The organism is Chryseobacterium indologenes (assembly GCF_002025665.1).
Classification (GTDB): domain Bacteria; phylum Bacteroidota; class Bacteroidia; order Flavobacteriales; family Weeksellaceae; genus Chryseobacterium; species Chryseobacterium metallicongregator.
On record NZ_CP018786.1, the window covers coordinates 5,219,844 to 5,243,617 of the forward strand.

Annotated in this window: 27 protein-coding genes; 8 read left to right on the forward strand and 19 right to left on the reverse strand. The window is 36.9% G+C overall.

All coding sequences use genetic code 11. The annotated features are described in order from the left end of the window. Positions 1 to 16: 16 nt before the first annotated feature. A complete protein-coding gene (locus tag BUE84_RS23635; protein ID WP_079243750.1) occupies positions 17 to 1,219 on the reverse strand; it encodes an NAD(P)/FAD-dependent oxidoreductase in 1,203 nt (400 codons plus the stop codon). A 114-nt stretch (positions 1,220 to 1,333) separates the two neighbouring features. Between BUE84_RS23635 and BUE84_RS23640 the strand changes: the two genes are divergently transcribed. The 5 genes from BUE84_RS23640 to BUE84_RS23660 all read left to right on the forward strand — a co-directional run bounded on the left by BUE84_RS23640 (position 1,334) and on the right by BUE84_RS23660 (position 6,286). After that, entirely contained in the window at positions 1,334 to 1,828 is a 495-nt protein-coding gene (locus BUE84_RS23640) for an acyl-CoA thioesterase (RefSeq protein WP_034692066.1), read from the forward strand. A gap of 95 nt (positions 1,829 to 1,923) precedes the next feature. After that, positions 1,924 to 2,976, forward strand: coding sequence for a thiamine-phosphate kinase (gene thiL / locus BUE84_RS23645; RefSeq protein WP_079243751.1), 1,053 nt, complete (start codon positions 1,924 to 1,926; stop codon positions 2,974 to 2,976). A 92-nt stretch (positions 2,977 to 3,068) separates the two neighbouring features. Beyond that, the gene (locus BUE84_RS23650) at positions 3,069 to 3,887 is read left to right on the forward strand and encodes a helix-turn-helix domain-containing protein (RefSeq protein ID WP_079243752.1); all 819 of its coding nucleotides are present in this window, start codon (positions 3,069 to 3,071) and stop codon (positions 3,885 to 3,887) included. 169 nt (positions 3,888 to 4,056) lie between these two features. Further along, positions 4,057 to 5,292 (forward strand): multidrug effflux MFS transporter, encoded by a 1,236-nt coding sequence (locus tag BUE84_RS23655; protein ID WP_145953326.1) that lies wholly within the window; start codon positions 4,057 to 4,059, stop codon positions 5,290 to 5,292. Positions 5,293 to 5,377: 85 nt separating this feature from the next. Continuing rightward, positions 5,378 to 6,286: a DUF6268 family outer membrane beta-barrel protein gene (locus tag BUE84_RS23660; RefSeq protein ID WP_079243754.1), complete on the forward strand. Its 909-nt coding sequence runs from the start codon at positions 5,378 to 5,380 to the stop codon at positions 6,284 to 6,286. A 53-nt stretch (positions 6,287 to 6,339) separates the two neighbouring features. Here BUE84_RS23660 and BUE84_RS23665 read toward each other — a convergent pair whose 3' ends face one another. From BUE84_RS23665 to pepT, 7 genes are all read right to left on the reverse strand, one after another. Next, complete coding sequence (locus BUE84_RS23665) at positions 6,340 to 7,074, reverse strand: LytR/AlgR family response regulator transcription factor (RefSeq protein ID WP_079243755.1); 735 nt, start codon at positions 7,072 to 7,074, stop codon at positions 6,340 to 6,342. Further along, a complete protein-coding gene (locus BUE84_RS23670) occupies positions 7,055 to 8,125 on the reverse strand; it encodes a sensor histidine kinase (protein WP_079243756.1) in 1,071 nt (356 codons plus the stop codon). Before BUE84_RS23670 ends, BUE84_RS23665 begins: the two co-directional genes overlap by 20 nt. A 77-nt stretch (positions 8,126 to 8,202) precedes the next feature. Beyond that, positions 8,203 to 8,796: a porin family protein gene (locus tag BUE84_RS23675; protein WP_079243757.1), complete on the reverse strand. Its 594-nt coding sequence runs from the start codon at positions 8,794 to 8,796 to the stop codon at positions 8,203 to 8,205. A gap of 151 nt (positions 8,797 to 8,947) precedes the next feature. Further along, on the reverse strand, positions 8,948 to 9,190 hold the full coding sequence (locus tag BUE84_RS23680; RefSeq protein WP_079243758.1) for a hypothetical protein: 243 nt from the start codon (positions 9,188 to 9,190) through the stop codon (positions 8,948 to 8,950). Positions 9,191 to 9,347: 157 nt separating this feature from the next. Further along, positions 9,348 to 10,655 (reverse strand): hypothetical protein, encoded by a 1,308-nt coding sequence (locus BUE84_RS23685; RefSeq protein WP_079243759.1) that lies wholly within the window; start codon positions 10,653 to 10,655, stop codon positions 9,348 to 9,350. A gap of 155 nt (positions 10,656 to 10,810) precedes the next feature. Beyond that, complete coding sequence (locus BUE84_RS23690; RefSeq protein ID WP_079243760.1) at positions 10,811 to 11,377, reverse strand: hypothetical protein; 567 nt, start codon at positions 11,375 to 11,377, stop codon at positions 10,811 to 10,813. Between the two features lie 6 nt (positions 11,378 to 11,383). Beyond that, positions 11,384 to 12,631 (reverse strand): peptidase T, encoded by a 1,248-nt coding sequence (gene pepT / locus BUE84_RS23695; RefSeq protein ID WP_079243761.1) that lies wholly within the window; start codon positions 12,629 to 12,631, stop codon positions 11,384 to 11,386. Positions 12,632 to 12,818: 187 nt separating this feature from the next. Here pepT and BUE84_RS23700 point away from each other — a divergent pair, with 187 nt between their 5' ends. Both BUE84_RS23700 and BUE84_RS23705 read left to right on the forward strand, forming a co-directional pair. Beyond that, on the forward strand, positions 12,819 to 13,667 hold the full coding sequence (locus BUE84_RS23700; protein ID WP_079243762.1) for a hydroxymethylglutaryl-CoA lyase: 849 nt from the start codon (positions 12,819 to 12,821) through the stop codon (positions 13,665 to 13,667). A gap of 202 nt (positions 13,668 to 13,869) precedes the next feature. After that, entirely contained in the window at positions 13,870 to 14,706 is an 837-nt protein-coding gene (locus BUE84_RS23705; protein ID WP_079243763.1) for a sulfurtransferase, read from the forward strand. A 51-nt stretch (positions 14,707 to 14,757) separates the two neighbouring features. Here the strand turns inward: BUE84_RS23705 and BUE84_RS23710 are convergent, their stop codons facing one another. From BUE84_RS23710 to BUE84_RS23755, 10 genes are all read right to left on the reverse strand, one after another. Next, the gene (locus BUE84_RS23710; RefSeq protein WP_047376050.1) at positions 14,758 to 15,084 is read right to left on the reverse strand and encodes an SUF system Fe-S cluster assembly protein; all 327 of its coding nucleotides are present in this window, start codon (positions 15,082 to 15,084) and stop codon (positions 14,758 to 14,760) included. A 3-nt stretch (positions 15,085 to 15,087) separates the two neighbouring features. Next, positions 15,088 to 15,789 carry a 3'-5' exonuclease gene (locus tag BUE84_RS23715; RefSeq protein ID WP_079243764.1) on the reverse strand — a complete coding sequence of 234 codons (702 nt, stop codon included), beginning with the start codon at positions 15,787 to 15,789 and terminating at the stop codon, positions 15,088 to 15,090. Between the two features lie 19 nt (positions 15,790 to 15,808). Next, entirely contained in the window at positions 15,809 to 16,156 is a 348-nt protein-coding gene (locus tag BUE84_RS23720; RefSeq protein WP_079243765.1) for a tRNA-binding protein, read from the reverse strand. Beyond that, positions 16,153 to 16,662: a hypothetical protein gene (locus BUE84_RS23725; protein ID WP_079243766.1), complete on the reverse strand. Its 510-nt coding sequence runs from the start codon at positions 16,660 to 16,662 to the stop codon at positions 16,153 to 16,155. The genes BUE84_RS23720 and BUE84_RS23725 overlap by 4 nt, the downstream gene beginning before the upstream one ends. Before the next feature lie 160 nt (positions 16,663 to 16,822). Further along, positions 16,823 to 17,833, reverse strand: coding sequence for a trypsin-like serine peptidase (locus tag BUE84_RS23730; protein ID WP_145953327.1), 1,011 nt, complete (start codon positions 17,831 to 17,833; stop codon positions 16,823 to 16,825). Positions 17,834 to 17,905: 72 nt separating this feature from the next. Next, a complete protein-coding gene (locus BUE84_RS23735; RefSeq protein WP_079244032.1) occupies positions 17,906 to 18,751 on the reverse strand; it encodes a caspase domain-containing protein in 846 nt (281 codons plus the stop codon). Positions 18,752 to 19,021: 270 nt separating this feature from the next. Then, positions 19,022 to 19,666, reverse strand: coding sequence for a response regulator transcription factor (locus BUE84_RS23740; protein WP_079243768.1), 645 nt, complete (start codon positions 19,664 to 19,666; stop codon positions 19,022 to 19,024). Then, entirely contained in the window at positions 19,663 to 20,433 is a 771-nt protein-coding gene (locus BUE84_RS23745; RefSeq protein WP_079243769.1) for a sensor histidine kinase, read from the reverse strand. The genes BUE84_RS23740 and BUE84_RS23745 overlap by 4 nt, the downstream gene beginning before the upstream one ends. A 13-nt stretch (positions 20,434 to 20,446) precedes the next feature. After that, positions 20,447 to 21,091: a hypothetical protein gene (locus BUE84_RS23750; protein ID WP_079243770.1), complete on the reverse strand. Its 645-nt coding sequence runs from the start codon at positions 21,089 to 21,091 to the stop codon at positions 20,447 to 20,449. Between the two features lie 14 nt (positions 21,092 to 21,105). Then, the gene (locus tag BUE84_RS23755; RefSeq protein WP_079243771.1) at positions 21,106 to 21,651 is read right to left on the reverse strand and encodes a hypothetical protein; all 546 of its coding nucleotides are present in this window, start codon (positions 21,649 to 21,651) and stop codon (positions 21,106 to 21,108) included. A 245-nt stretch (positions 21,652 to 21,896) separates the two neighbouring features. On the opposite strand from BUE84_RS23755, the gene BUE84_RS23760 reads away from it, so the two are divergent. Further along, entirely contained in the window at positions 21,897 to 22,766 is an 870-nt protein-coding gene (locus BUE84_RS23760) for a RimK family alpha-L-glutamate ligase (RefSeq protein ID WP_079243772.1), read from the forward strand. A gap of 141 nt (positions 22,767 to 22,907) precedes the next feature. On the opposite strand, the gene BUE84_RS23765 is transcribed toward BUE84_RS23760, so the two are convergent. Then, positions 22,908 to 23,732, reverse strand: a complete 825-nt coding sequence (locus BUE84_RS23765) for a universal stress protein (RefSeq protein WP_079243773.1) — start codon at positions 23,730 to 23,732, stop codon at positions 22,908 to 22,910. Positions 23,733 to 23,774: the final 42 nt, after the last annotated feature.

Sequence of the window (23,774 nt, forward strand, 5' to 3'; positions counted from 1 at the left end):
TTAAAAGTAATATTTTTTACAAGTTGTTGAGATCCTGTGCAATCAGCCATCCTTCACTCCAGCATGCCTGGAAATTGAATCCTCCGGTCACAGCATCTATATTCAGAACTTCTCCGGCAATATAGAAATTAGGAAGTAATTTGGAAGACATGTTTTTGAAGTTAATTTCCTTTAAATCAACACCTCCGGCTGTTACGAACTCATCTTTGAAAGTAGATTTTCCGGTTACCTGAAACTTCTTTTGGCAAAGATTTTCCAGTATTTTCTGCATCTCTTTTCCTGAAATATTGGCCACCTGTTTATTAAGATCAACTTTTGAACTCTCTAAAATTTTCTGCCAGAACCTGTTGGTAATATCGAAGATCTTTGACTGTCCGATGGTCTTCTTAGGATTGCTTTGCTTGAAATTATGGAACATTTCTTCCGCTTCATCCATTTCTATGGAAACGAAATTCACTTCAATTTCAAAGTTATATTTAAGCTTTGCCAGACTGATGGCTTCCCATGCTGAAATTTTCAATACAGCAGGTCCGGAAAGTCCCCAATGGGTAATTAGTAATGGTCCGCTTTCTTCCGTTTTCAGTTTTGGAATTGAAATTCCTGCATTTTCAAAGCTTGTTCCCGGAAGATCTTTCAGCAATTCATCTTTAATATTGAATGTGAAAAGGGAAGGAACAAGATCCACAATCTTATGACCCAGATTTTCTACAATTTTCAGTGATTTTGGAGAACTTCCGGTCGTATAAACGATATAATCTGCTTCAAAATCCCCTGAATTGGTTTTTACAATATATTTTTCGTCCTGTTTTTCAATCTCTTTTACCGCACATTTTGTCTGCACTTTGACGTTTTTCTTTTGAGTTTCGTTCAGAAAAGTATTGATGATGGTCTGAGAAGAGTTACTTTCAGGAAAAGTTCTGTTATCGTTCTCAATTTTCAACGGAACATTACGCTGGTCAAACCATTCCATCGTATCGCCAGGCTGAAATTTAGTAAAGACACTTAATAATTCCTTGTTTCCACGGGGATAAAACTGAACCAATTCTCTTGGATCAAAGCACGCGTGAGTGACATTGCAGCGTCCGCCTCCGGAAATTTTAACCTTCTGAAGGACATCTGAGTTCTGTTCTAAAATCGTAATTGTATATTTCTTTTCGTCAAGATTAGATGCACAGAAAAAGCCTGCAGCACCGCCTCCGATAATAATGATCTGTTTCATGTATGGGTAATCCTATGCGGAAGATTATTTTTTCAAAAGTACAATTTTTATAAACCATCTTATTTGAGTATTTTTGAAGATTATAATTTTAATTATATCAAAAACGATTTTCATATGATTTTCTACCATAAATTTGAAGTAAGATGGAGCGATCTTGATGCCAACAAGCACTTGGCCAATTCATCGTATGTACAATATTGTGCACAGGCCAGAATGGCTTTTATGACTAAAGAGAAAATGGGAGTTACCCAGCTGAGCAGATGGGGAATCGGCCCGGTGATCCTGCATGAAAGATATTCTTTCTTCAAAGAAATCTATGCAGATCAGATCGTCATCGTAAGTGTAGAAATAGACGGATGTGCAGAAGATTCTTCCATCTACCGTTTCGTACACAAGTTCTATACTCCGGACGGAATGCACTGTGCTACTGCAGAAGCTACAGGCGTATGGATTGATATGATGCTTAGAAAAATGACCACGCCACCGGATGATGTAGTGGAAGCAATGAATAAGTATAAAACCCCGGACACTGTTGTATTATCGAAAGAAGACTTCAAAAAGTTTCCTTTCCACCCGCACAATATTGACCCGGCAGAACTTACTCAATAATTCAAAGTTTAAAATTCAAGGTTTAATGTTTAAAGTTGGAGAAGCAATTTTAAGATCATTCATACTTTTTACATTGGACATTAATACAAAAAATCATGTTTGAAGATAAATCACAGGAGCTGACGCCCATTTCGAAATTAGGAGAATTCGGTCTTATTAAACATTTGACAGAGCATTTTCCACTATCCAATGAATCTTCGGAGCTTGGAGTAGGAGATGATGCGGCAGTTATTAATCCTGACAACAAAAAAGTAGTTCTTACAACAGATGTATTGGCGGAAGGTGTACACTTTAATTTAGGGTACGTTCCTTTAAAGCATTTAGGTTATAAAGCGGTAGTAGTAAACCTGAGCGATATTGCGGCAATGAATGCAACGCCTACACAGATATTGGTTTCCCTTGCAGTGTCTAACCGTTTTCCTGTGGAAGCATTGGAAGAAATCTATTCAGGAATTCAGGCAGCATGTGGAAGATACAAGGTTGACCTTATCGGAGGAGATACAACAAGTTCCAATTCAGGTCTGGTGATGAGCATTACCGCTGTAGGAATTGAAAATGAAGAAAACATCGTAAAAAGAAGTGGTGCAAAACCAAATGATCTTCTTGTTGTAACAGGAGATTTAGGCGGAGCCTATATGGGATTACAGATTCTTGAAAGAGAACATGCGGTTTATCTTGCTGATCCTAATATGCAGCCGGAAATGGAAGGCTATGACTATATCCTTGAAAGACAGCTGAAACCTGAAGCTAGAACAGACGTTAAAAAGATTCTGGAAGAGTTGGATATTAAACCAACTTCTATGATTGATATTTCAGACGGTCTGGCTTCTGAAATCCTTCACCTTTCGGATCAGTCCAAGGTAGGATTCAGATTGTACGAGGAAAAAGTTCCGTTAGACAATCTTACGATCTCTACAGCAGATGAAATGAACTTAAATCCTGTAATGACGGCTTTAAGTGGTGGTGAAGATTATGAACTTTTATTCACCATTTCATCAGAAGATTTTGATAAAATTAAAAACCACCCTGATTTTACCATTATCGGGCATGCCGTAGAAAAAGAAGAAGGAAACTTTATGGTAGCAAGAGGATCAAACCAACTGGTAGCACTTACTGCTCAAGGATGGGATGCTTTTTTAAGCCAATAAAACTGAAAAATTATATTTAATTTTAAATATTGTAAGAAAACCGTAGTATCTTTTGCTGCGGTTTTCGCTTTCTCTGATCAAATACATTCGCAATGAATTCATCTGAAAAAAATATTCCTGTTCATAATCTGGTGTCTGAAGAATTTCAGGTTAACACTTTAGAAAATGGACATCCGGAGAACTTCGAGGATATTCACCGGCATAATTTTTTTGAAATTATCTGGTTCAAAGAAGTGCATACAGACAGCCGTCTTGAACTTGATTTTGAGAGCTATACCGTAAAAAACAACCAGCTCTGTATTATCGTTCCCGGCCAGGTTTTTAATATGAAACTCCGTGATGAAAAAGGCTATGTGCTGGCCATCAGCAAAGAAATTTTCAAAGAAGCCTGTGATACGGAAGTGGTTTTGTCCAACGGAGCAAGACCTTTCTTTTTGGATGCAGAAAGCAGTGAAACCGGAAATATGCTTATTTCAATGATTAAAAGAGAATATCTAGGATCCGGCCGCGTTGAAGTTTTAAAAGCTTATCTGAGAGCTTTCTGCCTCATCATTACAGATCAGATCGCGATGCAGAATACATCAGAAGATGATAAACCGAGAATTCAGCAACTCGCAGCGTTGATAGAAGAGTATTATGTCACAGAGAAAAATACAGACTTTTATGCCGAACAGCTCAAAATAAGTGCTCATCACCTTAATGACATTGTCCGTCTTTCCAGAGGAACAACAGTGAAAAAAATGATTGCCCAGAGACTTATTCTGGAAGCCAAAAGAGAGCTCAGTTTTGGTGCTTTAACGGTAAAAGAGATTGCATTTAAATTAGGTTTTAGCGATGCTTCTTACTTTTCCCGGTTTTTTAAAAAACATACCCGGCAGAATCCCGATGGATTCAGACCTGCAAAAGGCTAATCCTCAGAATGTTCCTTTATTATTTGTTTTAATTTAATAATTCGGGCATAATCAGACCGGATAATCCTCAGTTTGTGCTGTCCTTCCTTCAGTTCTTTTATTGAAAAACGATACTTTTTACAGCAATTTTGCAGTTGAAAAAATCGCCTGCGAAGGCTTATTGTTATTTATGAAGAAGAATTTGAATATTGTAGTGTTTATTCTCGCACTACTCAACACATTAGAGTCGCTAAGTATAGATCTTTATCTTCCCGCTTTCCCAAGTATGGCGAAGATTTTTAATACTGATATCGGACACATTCAGGTATCCATTTCTGTATTTTTTGCCGGATTTGCTTTCGGGCAGTTGTTATGGGGACCTTTATCTGATAAAAAAGGAAGAAAACCCATGTTGTACTGCGGACTTTTGCTTTTTATTATAGGAGCTACGGCCATTTACTTCACATCTGATATTTATGTATTATGGGCTATGCGTTTTCTGCAGGCGTTCGGAGGAAGTGCAGGAATTGTTATTGGAAGGGCGATTATTATTGATCTCTATGATAAACATAAAGCCGTTACCATCTTTTCACAACAGTCACAGATCAGCGGTATTGCTCCGATTGTAGCTCCGTTACTGGGAAGTGTATTCCTTAAATTCTGGGGCTGGAACAGTTCTTTTGCATTTTTATGCATTATGGGACTGATTACCTTTTTTATGGTGTACAAATTTGTACCCGAAACCAATACCAGAATCCATCTTTCCGATGATGAGATGTTGAATGAAAAAGGATTGAAAGACCAATTGAAAATGATCATTTCCAACAAAGATTTTATCAACAGCACCATGGTAGGAAGTATTGCCTTTGCTTCTTTGATTATTTATATCTCCAATGCACCATTTTTATTCATGGAGATCCATGGGTTTTCGAGCAGTACATTCAGTTTTATTTTTGCTTTTAACTCACTGGCGTTGATAACAGCCGCTTATATTACGCCTAAACTGATTAAAAGAATAAGCAATTCAACACTTTTATTTGCTGCTACAATTGTTCTGTTGGTGGTATGTACACTTCATATTCTGATTGCAGCTGAAAATCTGTCTGTAGCCTTAGAAATTGCCATGTTGTATCTGTCATTACTGGCTATCGGAATTTTGTTTCCTATTACATCAGCTCATGCTTTGTCTCCATTCAAAGAAGGAAGAGGAACTGCGGCGGCACTGCTGGGCTTTATGCAGTTGATGGTAACCTTCTTAATATCAGGATTGATAGGTTTCTTAGAAGCAGACTCTATTATTCCTATGGTTGTAACACGTTCTGCAATGGCATTGATTGCAGTGTGGTTCGGATACCGAATTTTTAAAACTCAAAAAAGAGAAAGCTTAGATACCAGTTCTAATCCAGAAATTGATCCTGTTATTTAATCCGGTTGTCATACAATCCGGGCACTTAATCAAGTATTTTTTGTAAAAAATAGTCAAAGGGTTCTCTTTGCATAAAATTTAAAATATGAAAAGAACCCTTTCGACAGCTCTATGCTGTATATTGCCATTGGGATATTGGGTAAGTGCACAGTCCGGGCTCTCTGCAGAACTTAAAACAGAGTATATTCCTGCTTCCAACTACATCCGGCCTGAGGACAGCACAAAGACCAATTCTAAAAGTGATTTTAAAAGAGTAGACCTGAATCTCAGTATTCCGTTATCGGTAAAGAAAGATACTGACGGGAAAGTAAGGTTGTGGTCTATGCTATTGAGTGGCTCTTATGCAAAGATGACACATAAAAATTACGAAACTCAGTTGTTTCCTGATCAGATGCTGAATGCACAGGTCGGAATACAGCATATGAGACCTTTAGGCAAAAAGTGGAGTATGATGATGATGGCATCCGTAGGAGTGTATACAGACCTTGAAAAAATAGATTTTGATGATGTGTTGGGTCAGGGTGGACTTTTATTTATCAGACATTTTAATTCTAATATTTCTTTAGGTGGAGGTCCAGTGCTTACGACGGCTTTTGGAGTTCCCATGATTTTACCCTGGATTTATTTCGACTGGAAAACAAACGGAAAAATTAAATTGAAGATCAATTTCCCGGAAGGGATGGAAGCCGGATATCTTTTCTCAGATAAATTTACTTTAAAGGCTGTTGTAGAACTGAACGGAATGACTGCAGAGAGAAATATAAACGGGAAATCGATGTTGCTGGGGTATCAGCAGATCACTGCAGGGCTCAGACCGGAAATAAAAATTAATGACAGGCTTACTTTACGTCTTACAGGAGGAACTGCCATATTGAGGAGCTTCAGCGAAAATGACCGGAAAATCAGCAGTATTTTCAGAGACAAAAAAATAGCAGATCCAAGATTTTCAAGCACATTTTATGCAGCAGTATCATTACGCTGGAATCTACCATAAAAAAATGCCGGAAGCCTGGAGTTATTAAATTCCCTGCTTCCGGATTCTTTCTTCTATTTACTGATTAATTTCTTATAAACAACCTGATTAAGCAGCTCTTCCTTTCGGGTACGGGATATGGGAAGCTCAATTTTATTAATGAAAAGGCGTCCTCCTGAAATCATATCAATATGGGTAATATTGATGAGGTAGGATTTATGAATTCTGAAAAAATGGTCTGAGGGAAGAGATTCTTCAATAGCTTTCATAGTCTGATGAATAATCAGTGATTTATCTTTAAAATGAAGCTTGGTGTAGTTTTGCATACTTTCAATGTACAGAATGTCTACCCATGAAATTTTAATGAAAGTATCAGACTGCCTTACATAGAGAAAAGGATCATCGAGAGTAGTGTTGTTTTTTAATTTCTCACCAATGATAAACTGCTGCTGTGCCTTATTAACTGCCTGATAAAAACGGTTAAAAGCAATGGGCTTTAAAAGGTAATCCACAACCTGCAGACGGAATCCTTCCAAAGCATATTCGGAATAAGCTGTGGTAAGAATACATAAAGGGGGATTTTCAAGCTGTTCCAAAAATTCCAATCCTGTGAGATAAGGCATATTGATATCCAGAAAAAGGAGGTCTATTTCACTCTCCTTTACTTTGGTATTGGCTTCCAGAGCGGTAGCGCATGTTCCTTCCACCGATAAAAAGTCAATCTGGTCTGCCAGTTCTTTAAGATGGAATCTTGCCAGAGGCTCATCATCGATGATCAGGCATTTCATTTTAGGAATTGTATTGCTCATGATGGTCTGAAAGTGTTAGCGTTAAAGTTATTCTAAAGATATGTTGATCTGTTTCAATTTTTAAGTCGTGGGAATCCATATATTGTAATTTTAACCGTTTTTTTACATTTTGAAGACCAATTCCACCTGCTCCGTCTTTCTTTTTATAGGTTACCATATCCGAATAAGAATTTTCAACATAAAAATAGAGATGATTGTCTTTTTCTTTACAGGAGATTTTTACATAGCCATTATGTCCGGGAAGCCTGCAGACATACTTAAATGCATTTTCTATAAAAGGAACGAGAAGTAAAGGTGCTATATAGGCTTTTCTGTTATCAATGTCCCATGAGGCTTTTACGTCCAGTTCATTTCCCCATCTCAGTTTTTCTACCTCAACAAGGTTTTGGAGATACTCAATATCCTTATCCAAAGGAACCATAGCCTGATTGCAATGATACAACTGATACCTGAGCATATCCGAAAATTTCATCAGTAAAAAATCGGCCAGCTGGGTATCCGTTTTCATCAGAATATGAATATGATTCAGGATATTAAATACCACATGAGGATTGATCTGATCCTGTAAAAGTTTGAGCTGGTTTTCCAGATGAGCCTGCTGCAGGAGAATATGGTCCCGTTCTATTCTGCCATGCTCTTTATAAAATTTAATGCCACATGCTGCTCCGTTGATCAAAAATGAGGCAGGTAAGGACATATAAAAGCCTTTCCATAAAAAAGGGAGATGGTCTGAGAAATTTTTTGGAAGCTCATCTTTTGGAGCTACTTCGAGATAAGTGAAAATAACAGCGAAGATGAGGCTCAATATGAAAATAACCATCACAACCTGCATCAGAAACCGTTTCATCTTTTTTTCACGTAAAGCTTTCGGAAGAAGTTTATTGGTTAAAAAATGGGTGAAGGTAAAAGAGGATACTGCAATGATGGCTGCCTGAATCATTGCAAGGTATTTTTCTGTGGTGATCTGAAAATTGCACCATAGTACAATAGCGAGAACAAGCCAGAAAATAAAAGTAAATATGTATTCTTTTAAAACAAAAGATTTTGTCATGGAACTGGAAATGGATTATAAAAAATTAGAAACTGCAGGGAAAAACAGTTTCTAATGGTAAAGATAATTTAAGTTTCTTAAAACAGGAAATACCCTATTCCGAGGGAAAAACTATGTGGTTTGGACTTAAATTCTTTACTGATGCTTGTAAGACCGGTCTCATACCTCAAATCTACCGTGAAGTTCTTATAATCTAATCCTACACCACCTGTAATGCCAATATTGGATTTGTCAAACTTTTTAAAACCCTCCTGAAGAGCTTGCAAAGCAGAAAATTTATTGTTGAAGGTGTAGCTGTAAACACCTCCGGCAAATACTCTCACATTAAAGTCATCTGCTTTAATCAGTTTATATCCTACTACCACAGGAATATCAATAGCGTTCCAGGAAAGTTTTGAAGAGCTTCCGTCTTGGGATTGGTATGATGTTTTTCTTTTGTTGAACAGAGCTTCTCCCTGTACGTACAGTTTTCCGATATCTAATCTTGTCATTACACCTGCCTGATAACCGAATCCGTATTTCCCTTCCAGAGAAGATTCCGTGGAGGTTTTTGTAAAGTTTGCCCCTCCCTTTACTCCAATGTGAAAAGCCGGAGTTTGTTGTGCTTTTGTTTCTATACCGCAAAAAATACATAATAACAATGCACTTAAAGCGAAAAATTGCTGCTTCATAAATTAATTATTGTTAAAAATCTAATGCAAAACAACAACGATGAAGCATGAAATGAAATTTTATTTGATGAATGGCAGAAACACTTTGACAAGGATCTGTTTTAGGATGAAAATAAAAACCGGAAGCATTACTACTTCCGGTTTTCTATTACTAAAAAGGTTGTTCTTCACAGATGGAAGGAGGAACACATGCGCCACCGCCCGGATTTCCACCGCCTCCTACAGCGATGCATTGTCCCGGATTTCCGTCTTCATACATTTCACAGGCATATCCCCAGGCACATTGGCAATCGTCCTGACAATTATAAGAGTTTCCTCCCATATGACAGCCTCCATTTCCGCTTCCTAAAATTTCAGATAAGTCTTTTCTCAAAAGTTTTTTCATTGTTTTCATGATAATTTGGTATTAAATGTTATTGTTTAAAATTGTACATTCTGGTAAATATAATAAAATTGCCTTAAAGAATTGTAAATGAATTGAATGTAGTGTTATATAGTAGTGAAAGCCACTCTTAGAGTGGCTTTCTTATAATAGATACAAACTTTTTGTATTAGAAACTGAATTCCTTCTGATACAGCAGACGTTCTTTTGTAAAAAGAGGAATAGTTCCTTCATATCGTAAAGGAGCGATTCCAAAACCGTAGAACATATCAGCCTGGATTTTACCTTTTACAGTAATCACTCCTTTTCTTTGAGGAATCAATGTTAATCCTAAAGACGAAAGAGCAGAAGCTCTTCCTTTTACTCCTGAATTAGCGATAGGAATGGTAAGAAACATCAGCCCTACTGCACCTTTTGCTTCTAAACCACCTTCAGCAGATAAATTTCCCTCTGCAACAGTGATGGCTGGTTCTGATTTCTTATGAAGATTAATGTTAATCTCTGGATTTTTGCTTACTAAAAAGTTTGCATTCCCCTCAAGATCCAAAAGCTGGGCCTGTACTTTTCCAGTAGCCTGTACTCCCAGGAAAGGACCTGCAGAAAGAGTAGGGCTTAAGATCAGCCCTGTAGGTCCCAGAACGATAGGAACGATAGGAATATTCAGGTAATCTGTTGTGCTTGCGGTGTAGCCCAGACTTCCTGCGATAGTTACGGAGCTCTTAAGTTTGATATCATCCATGATGAGGTTAACATAGAAGTTGGACAAATGCCCCCATGAGAATGTGATATTATAATCAATTTTTGGAGTAAATCCTCCTTTTACATTGACACTTGATGTTCCTGCTGAAGATAAAGGAAATGAAAAGGTTCTATTAAAATCAAAACGGTTAAACGTAATTAATTTCTGGTTTTGAAGGTTTTTCGCTTCGATAGAATGTATTCTTTGGTTGATCTGCTCAGAAACCATCCCTTCTACAGGAACGTAGTTAACCATTTTTCCATCAATATTAACAGGAGCTTTCCCGGATGGATCATACACACCGCTCAATGTTCCGCTATAGATAAATTCTTCAAGCTTGGCACTTGACGTTTGTACTTTAAATTGGTTATTCAATTTTGAAACAGAACTTACTTTCGAAAGAATGGTGTTCACCTGATCACCTTCTATCTTAGTCCCTACAATAACAGTTCCTACGGAAATACTGTCAGTTTGTGGAGTCATACGGCTGAATGTAATTTCTCCTTCATTATGAGTAGAAATGGCATTTACTGATTCATCATTTAGAATAATAACATTCTTCTGTAAAGTCAGATTTCCCAAAGTCTTCATAGGAGTAGACTCTGAAGGTTTTTCAGCAGGATCATCCGCCGGATCATCCTGAGAACAAGACGTTAAAAGAAACAAACAGAAAATAGAAAAAAGAAATGAAAAGTAAAAATTTCTGTTGATTTTGAAATGGGTGGATTTCATTTTCATATAAAGTGATTTTAAGGTTTAATCAAAATTAAGTGAATTATTTAAAACTTACAAAAGAATTGTGTTAAATTAATATCAACAACATAATGATCTTCGATTATGTTTTCGGTATATGAAAAATAAAAACCCGCTATCAGAATAGCGGGTTTTGTATATTATTTTTTAAAAGACATTACTAAAGGAATGGTAACATTGGAGGAGACGGGTTTTCCTTTGTCTTCTGCCGGTTTCCATTTGCCTTTCTCTTTAATCCTGTAAAAAGCGGCTTCAATGAATGCGTTTACATCTTCATTATTTCCTTTTACATTAGGGTTAAGAGGATTTCCTTTAGAATCAACAACAAAAGTTAATGTTGCTTTGTAAGAATCCGAAGAAAAATTTAAAAAATCAAGGTCTACAGCTTCATATAAAAGCTTTTGAAAACCTGTTTTTCCTTTATCATATTCAGCATCTTTAGTGACTTTTGTTTTTGTAGGAGGATCTGCAGTGATCATTTTCTGATCCTCAAGAGTGGCTTTATCTAAAGCCGTCTTGTATGCTGTTATTTTATCCTCTGTCAAAAGCCATTCTTTCTTGGTTCTTAAATCATTAGGCTTAGGATATTTATTATACAGAGCCGTTTTCTTTCTTTCATAGCGTGAATCTGCCCTCTCAAATTCCGAAACCTGGGCACTGCTGAAAATAAAAGTGAAAATGAATGCTGATGCTAAGACCTTTTTCATGATTTATTATGCTTTAACAATATTAATAATGACTTCAGTTGCTTTTTCCATGCTTTCCAAAGCTACATATTCGTAGGGTCCATGGAAGTTGATTCCTCCCGCAAAGATATTCGGGCAAGGAAGTCCCATATAAGAAAGTTGCGCACCGTCTGTACCTCCTCTGATTGCCTTGATCTTAGGCTCAATTCCAGCTTCAGTCATTGCCTTTGCAGCAAGATCTACGATGTGCATTTTACCTTCAAACTGCTGCTTCATATTTCTGTATTGCTCTTTGATTTCCACTTCAGCAGTTCCTTCACCATGTTTTTGGTTGAATTCTGCTACTTTTTCCTCCATGAATTTCTTTCTGGCTTCAAATTTATCTGCATCATGATCACGGATGATGTATTGAAGTTTTGCTTCAGAAATATCAGCAGTGATATCCATTAAATGGTAAAATCCGTCAAACCCTTTTGTGGTTGAAGGAGTTTCGTTAGCAGGAAGCATTTGAGCAAATTCAGCGGCTAAAAGAGCAGCATTGATCATTTTTCCGTAAGCATAACCAGGGTGAACGCTTAATCCATGGATTTTTACTACTGCTCCGGCAGCGTTAAAGTTCTCATATTCAAGTTCTCCAACTTCTCCACCATCCATTGTATAAGCCCATTCTGCACCGAATTTAGCCACATCAAACTTATGAGCACCCCTTCCGATTTCTTCATCCGGAGTAAATCCTATAGCAATTCTTCCGTGCTTGATCTCCGGATGAGCGATAAGATATTCAGCCGCTGTTACAATTTCTGCACAGCCTGCTTTATCATCAGCTCCCAAAAGAGTGGTTCCGTCAGTAGTAATTAATGTCTGACCGATATATTTTTTTAAGCTTTCAAATCTTGAAGGAGACAATGTGAATCCTGTTGCCTGGTTCAAAAGAAGATCGTTTCCGTCATAATTTTCCCAAACCTGAGGTTTTACATTTTCTCCGCTGAAGTCTGGTGAAGTATCATAGTGTGAAATAAATCCGATGGTAGGTCTGTCATCATTTTCAAGGTTAGAAGGAACATAGCCCATGATATAACCGTTGCTGTCTATAGAAACATTTTCAAGACCGATGGTCTTCAGTTCTTCAGTAATATAGTTGGCAATATCCCACTGGCGAGGAGTAGAAGGCGTTGTTTCACTTTCTGCATCGCTGGTTGAATATATTTTTACATAGCTAAGAAAACGGTTCAGTAACTTTTCTTTCCACAATGGGTTGAATTCTATTGTACTCATCAGATATCATAAATTTTAACAAAGTTAGCAAATTTGATGCTGAGAATACGTTATTTGCGATTTAATATCAGTTATTGAAATTATTAATCAGATATAAATCTTTGAAAATCAAAATAGTGTTAGCTTTGTATGTACAGTATACTAAGTAGTTTAGTTTTATTATATTTGAGAAAATCAAAAAGTAACAATGTTTCTTACCGAATGTCCTAGAGATGCTATGCAGGGATGGGGAGAATTTATCCCTACCGATAAAAAAATAGATTATATCAACTCCTTGATGGATGTTGGCTTTGATGTATTGGATTGTCTGAGTTTTGTTTCTCCGAAAGCAATTCCACAGATGGCTGACTCTGATGAGGTGGCTGAAAATATCGATAAATCACGTTCAAAGACAAAAGTTTCCGCGATTATCGGTAATTATAGAGGAGCCGAAAAAGCATTGAAACATCAATCTGTTGATATTCTTGGTTTTCCGTTCTCTATTTCCGAAACTTTTCAACATAGAAATACCAATAAAAGTCAGGAGGAAGCTTTCGATGAAATCATTAAAATGCTTGAGCTGGTAAAAAGTGAAGGGAAACAACTTAATATCTATTTCTCTATGGCCTTTGGAAATCCATATGGTGAGATGTGGAAATGGGAAGATGTTGACCAATGGGCACAAAAATTCTCAGACATCGGAGTGAAAGATATCTTATTATCAGATACTACCGGAGTAGCAACTCCTGAAACGATTGCTCTTTTGTTTGAAAAAATACCTTCAAAATATCCTGAAATCAACTTCGGAGGACATTTTCATAACCGTTATGAAGATTCTTATTCAAAATTAAAAGCCGCTTATGATCAAGGCTGTCGAAGATTTGACAGTGCTATTAAAGGAATTGGAGGATGTCCTATGGCTAAAGATGATCTTGTAGGAAACATGCCTACAGAGCAGGTTATCAACTTTATGAGTATTGAAAAGGCAGAACATAAACTGAACTTACTGAACTTTGAAAGCTCTTATAACAAAGCGAAGGATATTTTTCATTTTTAAAAGAATACATTATAAATTTCACAGATCTAACAACTTATACAGATCTTGGATAGTATGATCCTAAATTTGTCATTCCGTAGGAATCCAGATTATCTTTTTCAATAACGAAATTAAGATTCCTACGGAATGACAAAAATACAACTGAACTATTTGTCTTAATGTGTCCATAGTCATATCTAGTTTTAACCCCAAAACCAACAAAATGTCTTCAATAATTTTCCCTTCCGAATTAAAGAATATTCCAACAGAAAATCTCATCATTCTTGATGCAAGAACCGGAAAAGATGTAAAGCAAAATTACCTTGAAAAGCACATAAAAGGAGCAAGATTCATTGATCTGGATAAAGATCTTGCTGAGATAGGAGAAAATGCAGCTTTCGGAGGCAGACATCCGCTTCCTTCTGTAGAAAAGTTTGCTGAAACCCTTTCGGATCTTGGGATATCAGATGATTTTCATATTGTTGTTTATGACGATAAAAATGCTTCGAATGCAGCAGCGCGTGCATGGTGGATGCTAAGATCTTTTGGATTGGAAAAAGTTCAGGTTCTCGATGGTGGAATGCAGGCGGCGGAAAAAGCTGGTTTAGAATTTTCTTCTGGAGAAGAGATATTTGATAAAGCTTCTTTAATCAAAAAAAATGAATGGGTTCTTCCTGTTTCAAGCTTGGAAGTGGTTGAAAATGAATTGAAAAACAATTCTTCTACAGTTGTTGATGTGAGAGATGCCTATCGTTATAAAGGTGAATCTGAGCCTATTGATCTGGTTGCGGGGCATATTCCGGGAGCAATTAATATTCCTTTTTCTGAAAATCTGGATGAAAACGGAAACTTTCTAAGTCCGGAAAGCTTAAAAAAAAAATACAGTAAGTTATTACAAAATAAGCCTGATCATCTGATTATTCACTGTGGATCGGGAGTTACTGCCTGTCATACTATTTTAGCGCTGGATTATGCGGGATTTCCCATTCCTGATCTGTATGTCGGTTCATGGAGCGAATGGAGCAGGAGAGAAGGAAAAGAAATTGCAAAAGATATCTAAAAACAAAAACCCCGAAAATAATTCTTCGGGGTTTTATATTGTTAAGAGTATTTAAAGCATTCCTAATTCAAACTTTGCTTCTTCACTCATCATATCCTTATTCCAGCTTGGTTCGAAAGTAAGCTCTAAATCTACACTTTTTACATGCTCTACTTCTGCCACTTTATCCTTTACTTCCTGTGGAAGAGTTTCTGCAACAGGGCAGTTGGGAGTTGTCAGTGTCATTATAATTTTTACGTCAGCATCATCGGAGATCTGGACATCGTAAATCAGCCCTAATTCGTAGATGTCTACCGGAATTTCAGGGTCATATACGGTTTTTAGTACACCGATGATTTCCTCACCAATGTCAGCAATTTGATCGTCTGTAAATTTCATTTTTTAATCTAGATTGATATTCCTTTTCAACAAATCTTCCTGACGCATGCGCCGGAAAATATTTGCCAAAGTTAAGACATCTTTTTCACAATAGTCAACAATTCTCTGCAAGTCTTTTTCTATGTAGTAAATTGATGAAACCATTGAGCCGTCAATATCATCTTTCGGAGTAGGAATACCAAAGACATGAGCCAGTAGTTCCAGCGATACAAAACTCTTATAATCCCCGAACTTCCACAGTTCCATAGTATCTATGTGAGGAACCTCCCAGGGTTTCTTTCCAAACATCTGAAACGGAGCAGGAGGGAGCATTCCATTGATAAGATATCGTCTGGCAATCCATGGAAAATCAAATTCCTTTCCGTTATGCGCACAAAGAATGACATTGTAAAGCCTTGGACTGTTGAAGATTTCTCCAAATTCCTGAAGCATTTTCTTTTCATCATGCCCGGAAAAGCTTTTTATTTTTAAGGTTTCATTCTTTTCAACCATTCCGATGGTGATGCAGATGATTTTCCCAAACTCGGCCATAATACCGGCCCGGTCATAAAATTCTTCTGCAGAGACCTCTTCTTTTCTCTGAAATTTTGTTTTTTTATCCCACAGATACTGATCGGTTTCGGATAAATCGTCCCATGATTCAGCTTGTGGAACGGTCTCAATATCAAGGAATAAAACTCTTTCTAAGGGTATGTTCTGTATCATATGTGTTTTTGTTGGGTGTCTATCCTACCTGCATTCCATTTTTTGTGGGTAACGAAGGTGCTAAAAGAGTGACATCTTTTTTGTCCTCACCATATAATCCTAATACAAGGCATTCACTGAAGAAGTTGGCAATCTGCTTTTTAGGGAAATTGACCACTGCTAAAATCTGCTTTCCCACAAGTTCTTCTTTTTCGTAAAGAGAAGTAATTTGTGCAGATGATTTTCGGATTCCTAAATCTCCGAAATCTATTTCCAGCTGATAAGATGGGTTTCTTGCTTTTTCAAAATCATTCACTGAAAGAATGGTTCCACATCTGATGTCTATTTTTTCAAAATCTGCCCAGGTGATATCTGGTTTTACTGTCATGGTAATTTGTTAATTAGATGTTCTACTTCTGTTTTCTGATCTGCATATTTTTGTTGTAATACTGATCCTTCGCCCATTCTTTTATAATATTCCAACGCTTTCCCGCCGAAGAATTTTTTATGAAAATCCGAAACCTCAGGGATCTGCGGAAAAACTTTGTGAAAAAGCATCTCATAATAGGCCTGAAATTCTCTTTCATTCTTGTCTTCAATGACCTGTCCGGGAGCCTTCTGCCTTACATGAAGCATTTCATGGGCAACCATATTCAGAACAAGGTTCAGATCAAAATCAAATAAATTTCGTGGGATCATTACGGTCTGAGGGCCTCCGAGCTCTCCTTCTGCTGTAAGAAGCATCGAAGTAGGAGAGAGTTCTTCCCTGAATCCGAACCCCGCAAAGTTTTCATGTTCCAGATCAAAGGAATGGAGCAGATATTTTGCTGCATCCAGAATCTGGTTGTGTTCTTTGTAAGCCTCAAGGTGTAAATTGATCTGCTCGAAATTCATCTGAAATATGTTTTAAACAAATGTATTAAAATATTGAGAATACTGAGAGGGATTACTTAAAAATGCTTCGAAACATACTATTGGATATGCTAAAATATCATCTTTAACATAAAATCCGCCCGTCTTTAAAAGGCGGGCGGGTTTTTGAAACTAAAAAAAATTAAGGATGTTCATTTCTTGCTCTGATGACCAGATTTACTAAATCTGAGCCGCCACTTGCAAAATTATCGCTTGGGTTGTGGGCACTTTGAGTAGCCACAGCATACGGAGAGCCGTCCCAATATCCCCAGAAAGGGCCTCCGCTTTGTCCAGGCCATATATCTGCTTTATGGCTCATGCTTTCGTTGTCATCAGCACTCCAGAAATCTCCATCCAGAGCGATTCCTGTTTGGTATGTTGGTCTTTGAGTTCCTGTAAGGTCTCCCGGATATCCGGCGTGAGTCCAGTAAGCACCTCCATCCCATGAGTCAGAGTAGGATTTTGAACCTAGCCATCCTGTGCTGTTTCCGATAGGTCTGTCTAATACAATCACTACATAATCGTATTGGATTTCTGTTGAATCAATAGAAGGACCTGCTACTTTGTACTTATAATAAGTTAATGTACCCCAAGCCGTTCCGTAAGGAGCGCTTCCGTTATAATACATTGGAGTGAATTTCAGCCATCCGGTTGTGTTATTAGGCTGCCAGTCAACAATATGAGAGCAGGTAAGAAGGTGTCTTGGGCCAATCATTACACCGCTTCCTGAACCTAAAGAGCTTTCTACTCTTCCCACACATCTCCATGGATAGGCGGTAGAATTATATACTTTTCTTTGATCTGCTCCGAAAATAGTTCTTGCATTTTCAGGAGTCAGGAAAGAATCTCTTTCAATGAATTTAGGTTTTCTGTCTTTTTTAGGTTCCAGTTTTGGGTTGTATTCAAAATCAGCATGGGTAGGATAGAAATGATCAGTTTCCAACGATCGGTTTTCTGCTGTTTTTTCATCCATAGGCATTCCTATGGTTTTCATTCCTTTTGGAAAAGTTCTTCCGTTAATGGTTTCCATAGCAGGAGCCTGGCTGAATAATTTTTCAATTGCGGCCGGTTTTTCAGTTAATTTTGCTTTAACAGTTCTAAGTCTTGACACCTCTTCAGTTGTCATTGGGTTGTTGTTTTCAATTTTAGACATGATTATTATTTTTAATCTGGTATATTCCTACTCTTTTGATGGCTTTTCGGATTCCGCCGTAATGGTTATTGGTTAAGTGAATATTTTTTGAGAAAATTCTGCAGTCATGCTTTCTGTCTGGTTAATTTGTGCGGCTCCCATAGCAGCCAGTGCAATAGCCACCTGCTTATCAAGTGTTTTTCGGACGATATTTCCATTGGTAGCACGTAATGCCTTACAGAAATGATAAGTAAAATATCCTCGTATTTGTCCGCTGATACTGCCTTCCATGGAAACCTGATTGTCTTTTGCTGCGGCCCACAACGTATGGTTCATTCCTGCAACAGGGACAAGTGCTTTCGCAAGAACAGTTGATTTTTTTGAATTCTTAGATGATTCCATTTCACTGGCATAGGTAAGATAGAATTCATCCTCAAGCATAGGAGGAATGTAACGGGCAGTTTCGTTCAGAAAATCTGCTTCCAGTCCCAGATCCATTTTTCTGGTTCCTGTTCCGGAATAACAGCAATCGAAGATCACTTCCATATTAACTCCGGCTTTTAGTTTGCTGAGAACGGTCTTAAAATCATCATCACGAATGACTCCGTTATTGGCATAATCATGTGGGCAAATAGCTTCATCCAGACCATCCAATTCCAGATCTGCTCCGATATTGGCGACTCTTGTTCCGTGGCCGGAATAATAAAAAACAAGAGAATCTCCTTTTACACTTGTGCTGATCATGGATTTCAGATAGTTCAATATATTCGCTCTTGTGGCATTTTGGTTGGTCAGGATTTTAATCTTTGCCGGACTAAAGCCACAGATAACCAATGTATTTGCCATATCCCTCGCATCATTTACGCAGCCATTAAGGTCCGGACCTCCGTATCCGATGGGTGCATAATCATTAATACCTACGATAAGTGCTTTTTTCATTGTATTAGTTTTAAAAATATTCCCTACTCTGTTTCGGCTTTTCGGGTTCTGCCTTTCTGTGTTTTTTTCTATCACAAAATTCCGCTATTCCGAAAGACAAAAACAGAGGAGAAAACCGTATTTTGGAAAAGGGAAAACACCTTTTTAGCTGTATATGAGAGTGTTATAAAATAAAGATCCGGCAGCTTGAAAAGCTGCCGGATACGTAAATAGAATGTAAAGATGTTTGTTTTATAGTATTGAAATAAGATTAATAATGAGAATATTCAATCAGCACAGATCATGTTTTAAGGCAAAAAGCACCAATCCGGCTCTGTTTTTTATATCCAGTTTTACAAAAACAGAATCTCTGTAGCCATCAATGGTTTTGGGGCTAAGGCACATTTTATCAGCAATTTCCTTGTAGGTAAGTTCACTGCATGCCCATTTTATAAATTCCTTTTCCCGGTCTTTCAGTTCTGAAAGCAAAGAAGCATTTTTGGCCTCTTCTGTTTTTACCTTCAATAGTTTTTGAGCCACAAAATCAGTATAAAAGCTGCCTTTTTCAAATACCGTATCAATGGCCTGAAAGAGAATAGAGGGCTGCATATCTTTGAGTAAATATCCTTTTGCTCCGGCCTTCAGCATTTTAATCAAAATTCTTTCATCATCATCCATGGTAAGGGCAATGACTTTGATATCGGGATAATGCTCGGTAAGCCATTCTGTGGTTTCTATACCATTTTTATATGGCATATTAACATCCATCAGGACTACGGCGGGTAATTCTGAAGCCTGTTCCACACCTGCAATAAATTCTTCTCCGTTGGGATGATTCATAATTACCCGATATTGAGTGTTTTCTGTGATCATATTCTCCAGTGCTTTGGAGATTAGAGTATGATCATCAACGATCGCTATGGGAATAGTTTTCATAATAAATTTTTATGATAGGTTATCAATGTTTGTGTTCCTTTATTAAGTTCTGAATGTATAGACAGTTCAGCATGAATCAGTTTGGCTCTCAGTTCCATGTTTTTTAATCCTGAACCGTCCTGAATACTGCTGGTATCAAAGCCTCTTCCGTTATCGGAGATGCTGATGTGTAGTTTCTCACAGTCATCTTCCATCTGTATGGAAACATTTTTGGCTTTGGAGTGTTTCAGTATATTATTGATACTTTCCTGAATAATCCTGAAGAGGATCAGGCCATGTTTGGGAGAAATATCAATATCCTGCTTTTGAGTAATAAATTCTATTTTTAATAATTTCAGTTTTTTGATCCTTTTCACTTCTCTTTCAATGGATTCTGCCAGTCCGAAATGAATGATCTGTTCTGTGATTAAAGTTTTAGACAGGTTTCTTATATCCTGTATGCACTCTCCCAATAGTTCATTAAGCTCAATCAGGTCTTCTTTTTCTGTACTTTTGAGTTTGGTAATCAATTGGTTCTGGCGTAAGCGGACGACAGAAAGTTTCTGCCCCAGATCATCATGCAGTTCCTGTCCGATATAATTAAGGGTCTGCTCCTTCATTTCTACCTGGGAAGTGGCGAGTTCCTTTTCAAACCGAAGATCTTTTTCTTTTTGCGCGATCAGCAGGGTCGTTTTTTTCTTGATAAAGACCGCATAAATGAAGATCATTGTCAATACAACGATGAATAAAGTAATCGTAAAGATGATGACCAAATTATTCTCTTCCATATCTGAAAAGGATTTATCTGATTCTTTCTTGCTTGTTCCAAACTAAACCCAATATGAGTATTCCGTTACTGATCAGATTCAGCATAAATAAAATGAAGAAATAAATACTTTCTGAAACAGTAGTTCTAAAAAATAGAATTGGAATACTTCCAATGAAAAAAATCAGTAGAGCAACTGAAATCCAGAATGGTAGATAGTTTTTAATTTCCAGTATTTTATCAGAATTAAAGGTTTGGTACAGGAACAAAATAATTGAAAATAGCAACAGAAGAATATCTACATACAGCATATTAAAAGAAAAATGATGAAGCAGATCGTCTTCCGTGTAAAACATAATCACAATATTGAGGACAAAAAGAATCAGGATGATTACCTGTATCTTTTTGAGCATCGGAACATACAGTAATTGGTAATAATAGAATAAGTATAGAAAGAATACGATCATTAAAAAACCAATCACATAAAATATATCCGTAGGCAGACTTGTCAGCTTGAAATAGAAATAACAGGAAATATCAATCAGGGAAAACAACAGATATCCAATGATAAAAAATAAATTTTCCTTTCCGGTTTTTCTATATTTTATGATCATTAAAGTCATCACTATAATGGAAATGATCATCGATATCTGTTTCCCTGTTTCAATATTCCAGTTCATAATTTTGTGTTTTTTTAAGGCATTGTTTCTGATAATGCTTTTGGTGGAGGTGCCAGATTGGTCATGTTCATAGATTCTATTGAAGTAACGTCTGTGTTTTCTTCGGTGGTGGCTGATCTGGACATTGCCTTCTCTCGTTCTCTTTTTTGGGCAGTAGGTACTAAAAATATAGTCTGGTAACCTGCATATTCAGGTTTGGCCATTCTGTTTTTAGGATGATTCATGGGATATTTTCCCATGTAAATCCTGATACCCGGATTTTTTAATTTTTGTTTTTTGGCGTTTTCTTTTACGTATTTAATATATCCTTCCATATCTTCCAGCGAAAACCAGTACCATCGGGAATCGGGTTCCCCATTTCTGTACTTCATGAGAATTTCATGATTGGTTCTGGTGTATTCATCAAAAAGAACCCTGCCTTCACGATAGCTGATCAGTTTCTTTTTATAACTGTTGCTAACGGGTTCTTTAGGAGGTTCGGAGCAGCTAATCAGACAAAAAGTCAAAAGAAATGCTGCACAAATCAGATTTAAAATCTTAGTAAAAAAGGAAGTTTTCATTTTTATGGTTTTAATTTTATGGAACAAAATTAGCTAACGGCACAACTATAAAAAAGGGGGAAAACACTGTTTTTATCCTTTAATAAATTTACGACTTTTTGATATTCAGATGAATAGAATGTGTTAGTTTGTTTTTGTTCTCAAAATAATATTCCAATTGTACCCTTCAAAATAGAAAAATCTGTGTCTCTGTTTATCCATAAGGTATCCCGAAATTGAATCGGAAATAAAACTCAAAAAGAAGCATGAAAATCACAATCACGGGGTATAGAAAAGAAGAAAGATTTTTACAGGGAGTAACCAATGATGAGGATACGGAACTGATTAATTTTTTAATCAATAAAGGATTAAACATCGTTCCCACCATCTGGAATGATCCAAATGTAGACTGGAGCAGTTATGATGTTGTTGTCATCAAATCTCCCTGGGATTATCACAATCATTTAAGTGAATTCCTGGGCTGGCTGAACAGTCTTGAAAAATTAGGAGTAAAAGTACTGAATCCTGTAGAAATCATGCAATGGAACAGTGATAAGCATTATCTGAAAGATCTTGAAGAAAAGGGACTTCCCGTCATTCCCGCAGAATATCTTGAAAAAGGATTTGTATTGGAAAGACGTTTTTTTGATCATTTTAATACTGAAAAACTGGTGGTAAAACCCTGTGTAAGCGCTGGAGCACAAAATACAATTACTGTAAGCAAAGATAATTTCAACGAGCGTTCTGCAGAAATTGAAACTCTTCTGAAAGAGCAGGATTATATGGTGCAGCCTTTTGTAGAGGAGATTAAAAACGGAGAATGGTCATTCCTATTTTTTAATGGAAAATACAGTCATTGTTCATTAAAAACACCTAAACAGGGAGATTTCAGAGTACAGCATTATCATGGGGGAAGTATTAGCTATCCTACACCAAATCCATTGCACATAGAGCAAGCGGGATTGTATTTGAAAAGTCTGCCGGAGGAAACTCTTTATGCAAGAGTGGATGGTGTTTTAATTAATAATTCATTTCATCTAATGGAGCTGGAACTCATAGAACCTTATTTGTTTTTGAATGGAGATCCTGATTTACTGGAAAACTATTATGAAGCACTTATGGTTCTGACAAAATAATTTAGAGTAAATAATTTTTAAAATTAAAATAAAAACAGGACCCGAAATCTATTCCCGGTCCTGTCAAACAAGATTAAGTGTAAAATTTAGCCTTTAAAGGCAAAAAGGATAATTCAAATGTGAACAGATTTTTATTGATTCTTAATCTATGTTTAGGGGAATTGATAGTAATGGTATTTTATTCTTATAAGCCATTATAGCTGTTTTACTTCTATGAAACAGGGATTCCACAAGATTGTATTTATAAGGAACCATAGTTAAAAGGTCTGGCCCCGTTAGTCTTATTTCCTCTTCAATAGCTTTGATAATCTCAATAGATTGAATCATTTTAAAGCTATACTTAATATCATCCAGATCATATCCGGAATTCAGATCAATATCATGAATAACCTCAGCAAAATCTTCTAATCTTTCACTTACATTGAAAACCTCAATCTCAGCATTGAATTCATTAATAAAGTGGTAAATATCATTCATGGCAGACCAGGTCATGCTTTTGTGCGTGTCATAAGCAAAAAGTATTTTTTGGATTCCAGTATATTCTATGTGGGCAGGAACAATGAGTATCGGTTTTTTAATTCTGTGAATCGCCCTTGTTACACTGTTTCCTAAAAGCTTTTGTTCAAGGGTTTTCTCCGCCATTCCCATCACCACAAAATCACATTCGTGGACTTGCATACAGTTTTCAAGCTCTTCAATAAAATTGCCGGAAGCTAGATGATGTTGGGTTTCGACAGCATATAATCTTTTAAGCTCAGCCGCCTTATCCTCCAGGTGTTTCTGATTTTTAAGCGTTTGGTTATAGAAAAAATCGGCCGAAGCCTGTGCATTCAAAGCATGAACAGAAACCGTTTGAAGATTAAAAAGTATAATCCTGTATTTATTTTCTTTTGCCATAGATGCTGCGTAATGCGTGGCATTTTCAGCTTCGTGAGAAAAATCTGTGCAGACAATTATTGTTTTCATTGTACCGGATTTAATACTGCAAAACTATGATAGACACTTGTT

Coding starts and splice junctions, on each gene's coding strand:
- BUE84_RS23710 (WP_047376050.1), bottom strand. CDS start 15,084: ATGAAATTTACAGACGATCAAATTGCTGACATTGGTGAGGAAATCATC.
- BUE84_RS23640 (WP_034692066.1), top strand. CDS start 1,334: ATGATTTTCTACCATAAATTTGAAGTAAGATGGAGCGATCTTGATGCC.
- BUE84_RS23760 (WP_079243772.1), top strand. CDS start 21,897: ATGAAAATCACAATCACGGGGTATAGAAAAGAAGAAAGATTTTTACAG.
- BUE84_RS23675 (WP_079243757.1), bottom strand. CDS start 8,796: ATGAAGCAGCAATTTTTCGCTTTAAGTGCATTGTTATTATGTATTTTT.
- BUE84_RS23705 (WP_079243763.1), top strand. CDS start 13,870: ATGTCTTCAATAATTTTCCCTTCCGAATTAAAGAATATTCCAACAGAA.
- BUE84_RS23730 (WP_145953327.1), bottom strand. CDS start 17,833: ATGTCTAAAATTGAAAACAACAACCCAATGACAACTGAAGAGGTGTCA.
- BUE84_RS23720 (WP_079243765.1), bottom strand. CDS start 16,156: ATGACAGTAAAACCAGATATCACCTGGGCAGATTTTGAAAAAATAGAC.
- BUE84_RS23750 (WP_079243770.1), bottom strand. CDS start 21,091: ATGAACTGGAATATTGAAACAGGGAAACAGATATCGATGATCATTTCC.
- pepT (WP_079243761.1), bottom strand. CDS start 12,631: ATGAGTACAATAGAATTCAACCCATTGTGGAAAGAAAAGTTACTGAAC.
- BUE84_RS23650 (WP_079243752.1), top strand. CDS start 3,069: ATGAATTCATCTGAAAAAAATATTCCTGTTCATAATCTGGTGTCTGAA.
- BUE84_RS23660 (WP_079243754.1), top strand. CDS start 5,378: ATGAAAAGAACCCTTTCGACAGCTCTATGCTGTATATTGCCATTGGGA.
- BUE84_RS23765 (WP_079243773.1), bottom strand. CDS start 23,732: ATGAAAACAATAATTGTCTGCACAGATTTTTCTCACGAAGCTGAAAAT.
- BUE84_RS23740 (WP_079243768.1), bottom strand. CDS start 19,666: ATGAAAACTATTCCCATAGCGATCGTTGATGATCATACTCTAATCTCC.
- BUE84_RS23755 (WP_079243771.1), bottom strand. CDS start 21,651: ATGAAAACTTCCTTTTTTACTAAGATTTTAAATCTGATTTGTGCAGCA.
- BUE84_RS23735 (WP_079244032.1), bottom strand. CDS start 18,751: ATGAAAAAAGCACTTATCGTAGGTATTAATGATTATGCACCCATCGGA.
- BUE84_RS23745 (WP_079243769.1), bottom strand. CDS start 20,433: ATGGAAGAGAATAATTTGGTCATCATCTTTACGATTACTTTATTCATC.
- BUE84_RS23690 (WP_079243760.1), bottom strand. CDS start 11,377: ATGAAAAAGGTCTTAGCATCAGCATTCATTTTCACTTTTATTTTCAGC.
- BUE84_RS23680 (WP_079243758.1), bottom strand. CDS start 9,190: ATGAAAACAATGAAAAAACTTTTGAGAAAAGACTTATCTGAAATTTTA.
- BUE84_RS23665 (WP_079243755.1), bottom strand. CDS start 7,074: ATGAGCAATACAATTCCTAAAATGAAATGCCTGATCATCGATGATGAG.
- BUE84_RS23685 (WP_079243759.1), bottom strand. CDS start 10,655: ATGAAAATGAAATCCACCCATTTCAAAATCAACAGAAATTTTTACTTT.
- BUE84_RS23635 (WP_079243750.1), bottom strand. CDS start 1,219: ATGAAACAGATCATTATTATCGGAGGCGGTGCTGCAGGCTTTTTCTGT.
- BUE84_RS23655 (WP_145953326.1), top strand. CDS start 4,057: ATGAAGAAGAATTTGAATATTGTAGTGTTTATTCTCGCACTACTCAAC.
- BUE84_RS23700 (WP_079243762.1), top strand. CDS start 12,819: ATGTTTCTTACCGAATGTCCTAGAGATGCTATGCAGGGATGGGGAGAA.
- BUE84_RS23670 (WP_079243756.1), bottom strand. CDS start 8,125: ATGACAAAATCTTTTGTTTTAAAAGAATACATATTTACTTTTATTTTC.
- thiL (WP_079243751.1), top strand. CDS start 1,924: ATGTTTGAAGATAAATCACAGGAGCTGACGCCCATTTCGAAATTAGGA.
- BUE84_RS23725 (WP_079243766.1), bottom strand. CDS start 16,662: ATGAATTTCGAGCAGATCAATTTACACCTTGAGGCTTACAAAGAACAC.
- BUE84_RS23715 (WP_079243764.1), bottom strand. CDS start 15,789: ATGATACAGAACATACCCTTAGAAAGAGTTTTATTCCTTGATATTGAG.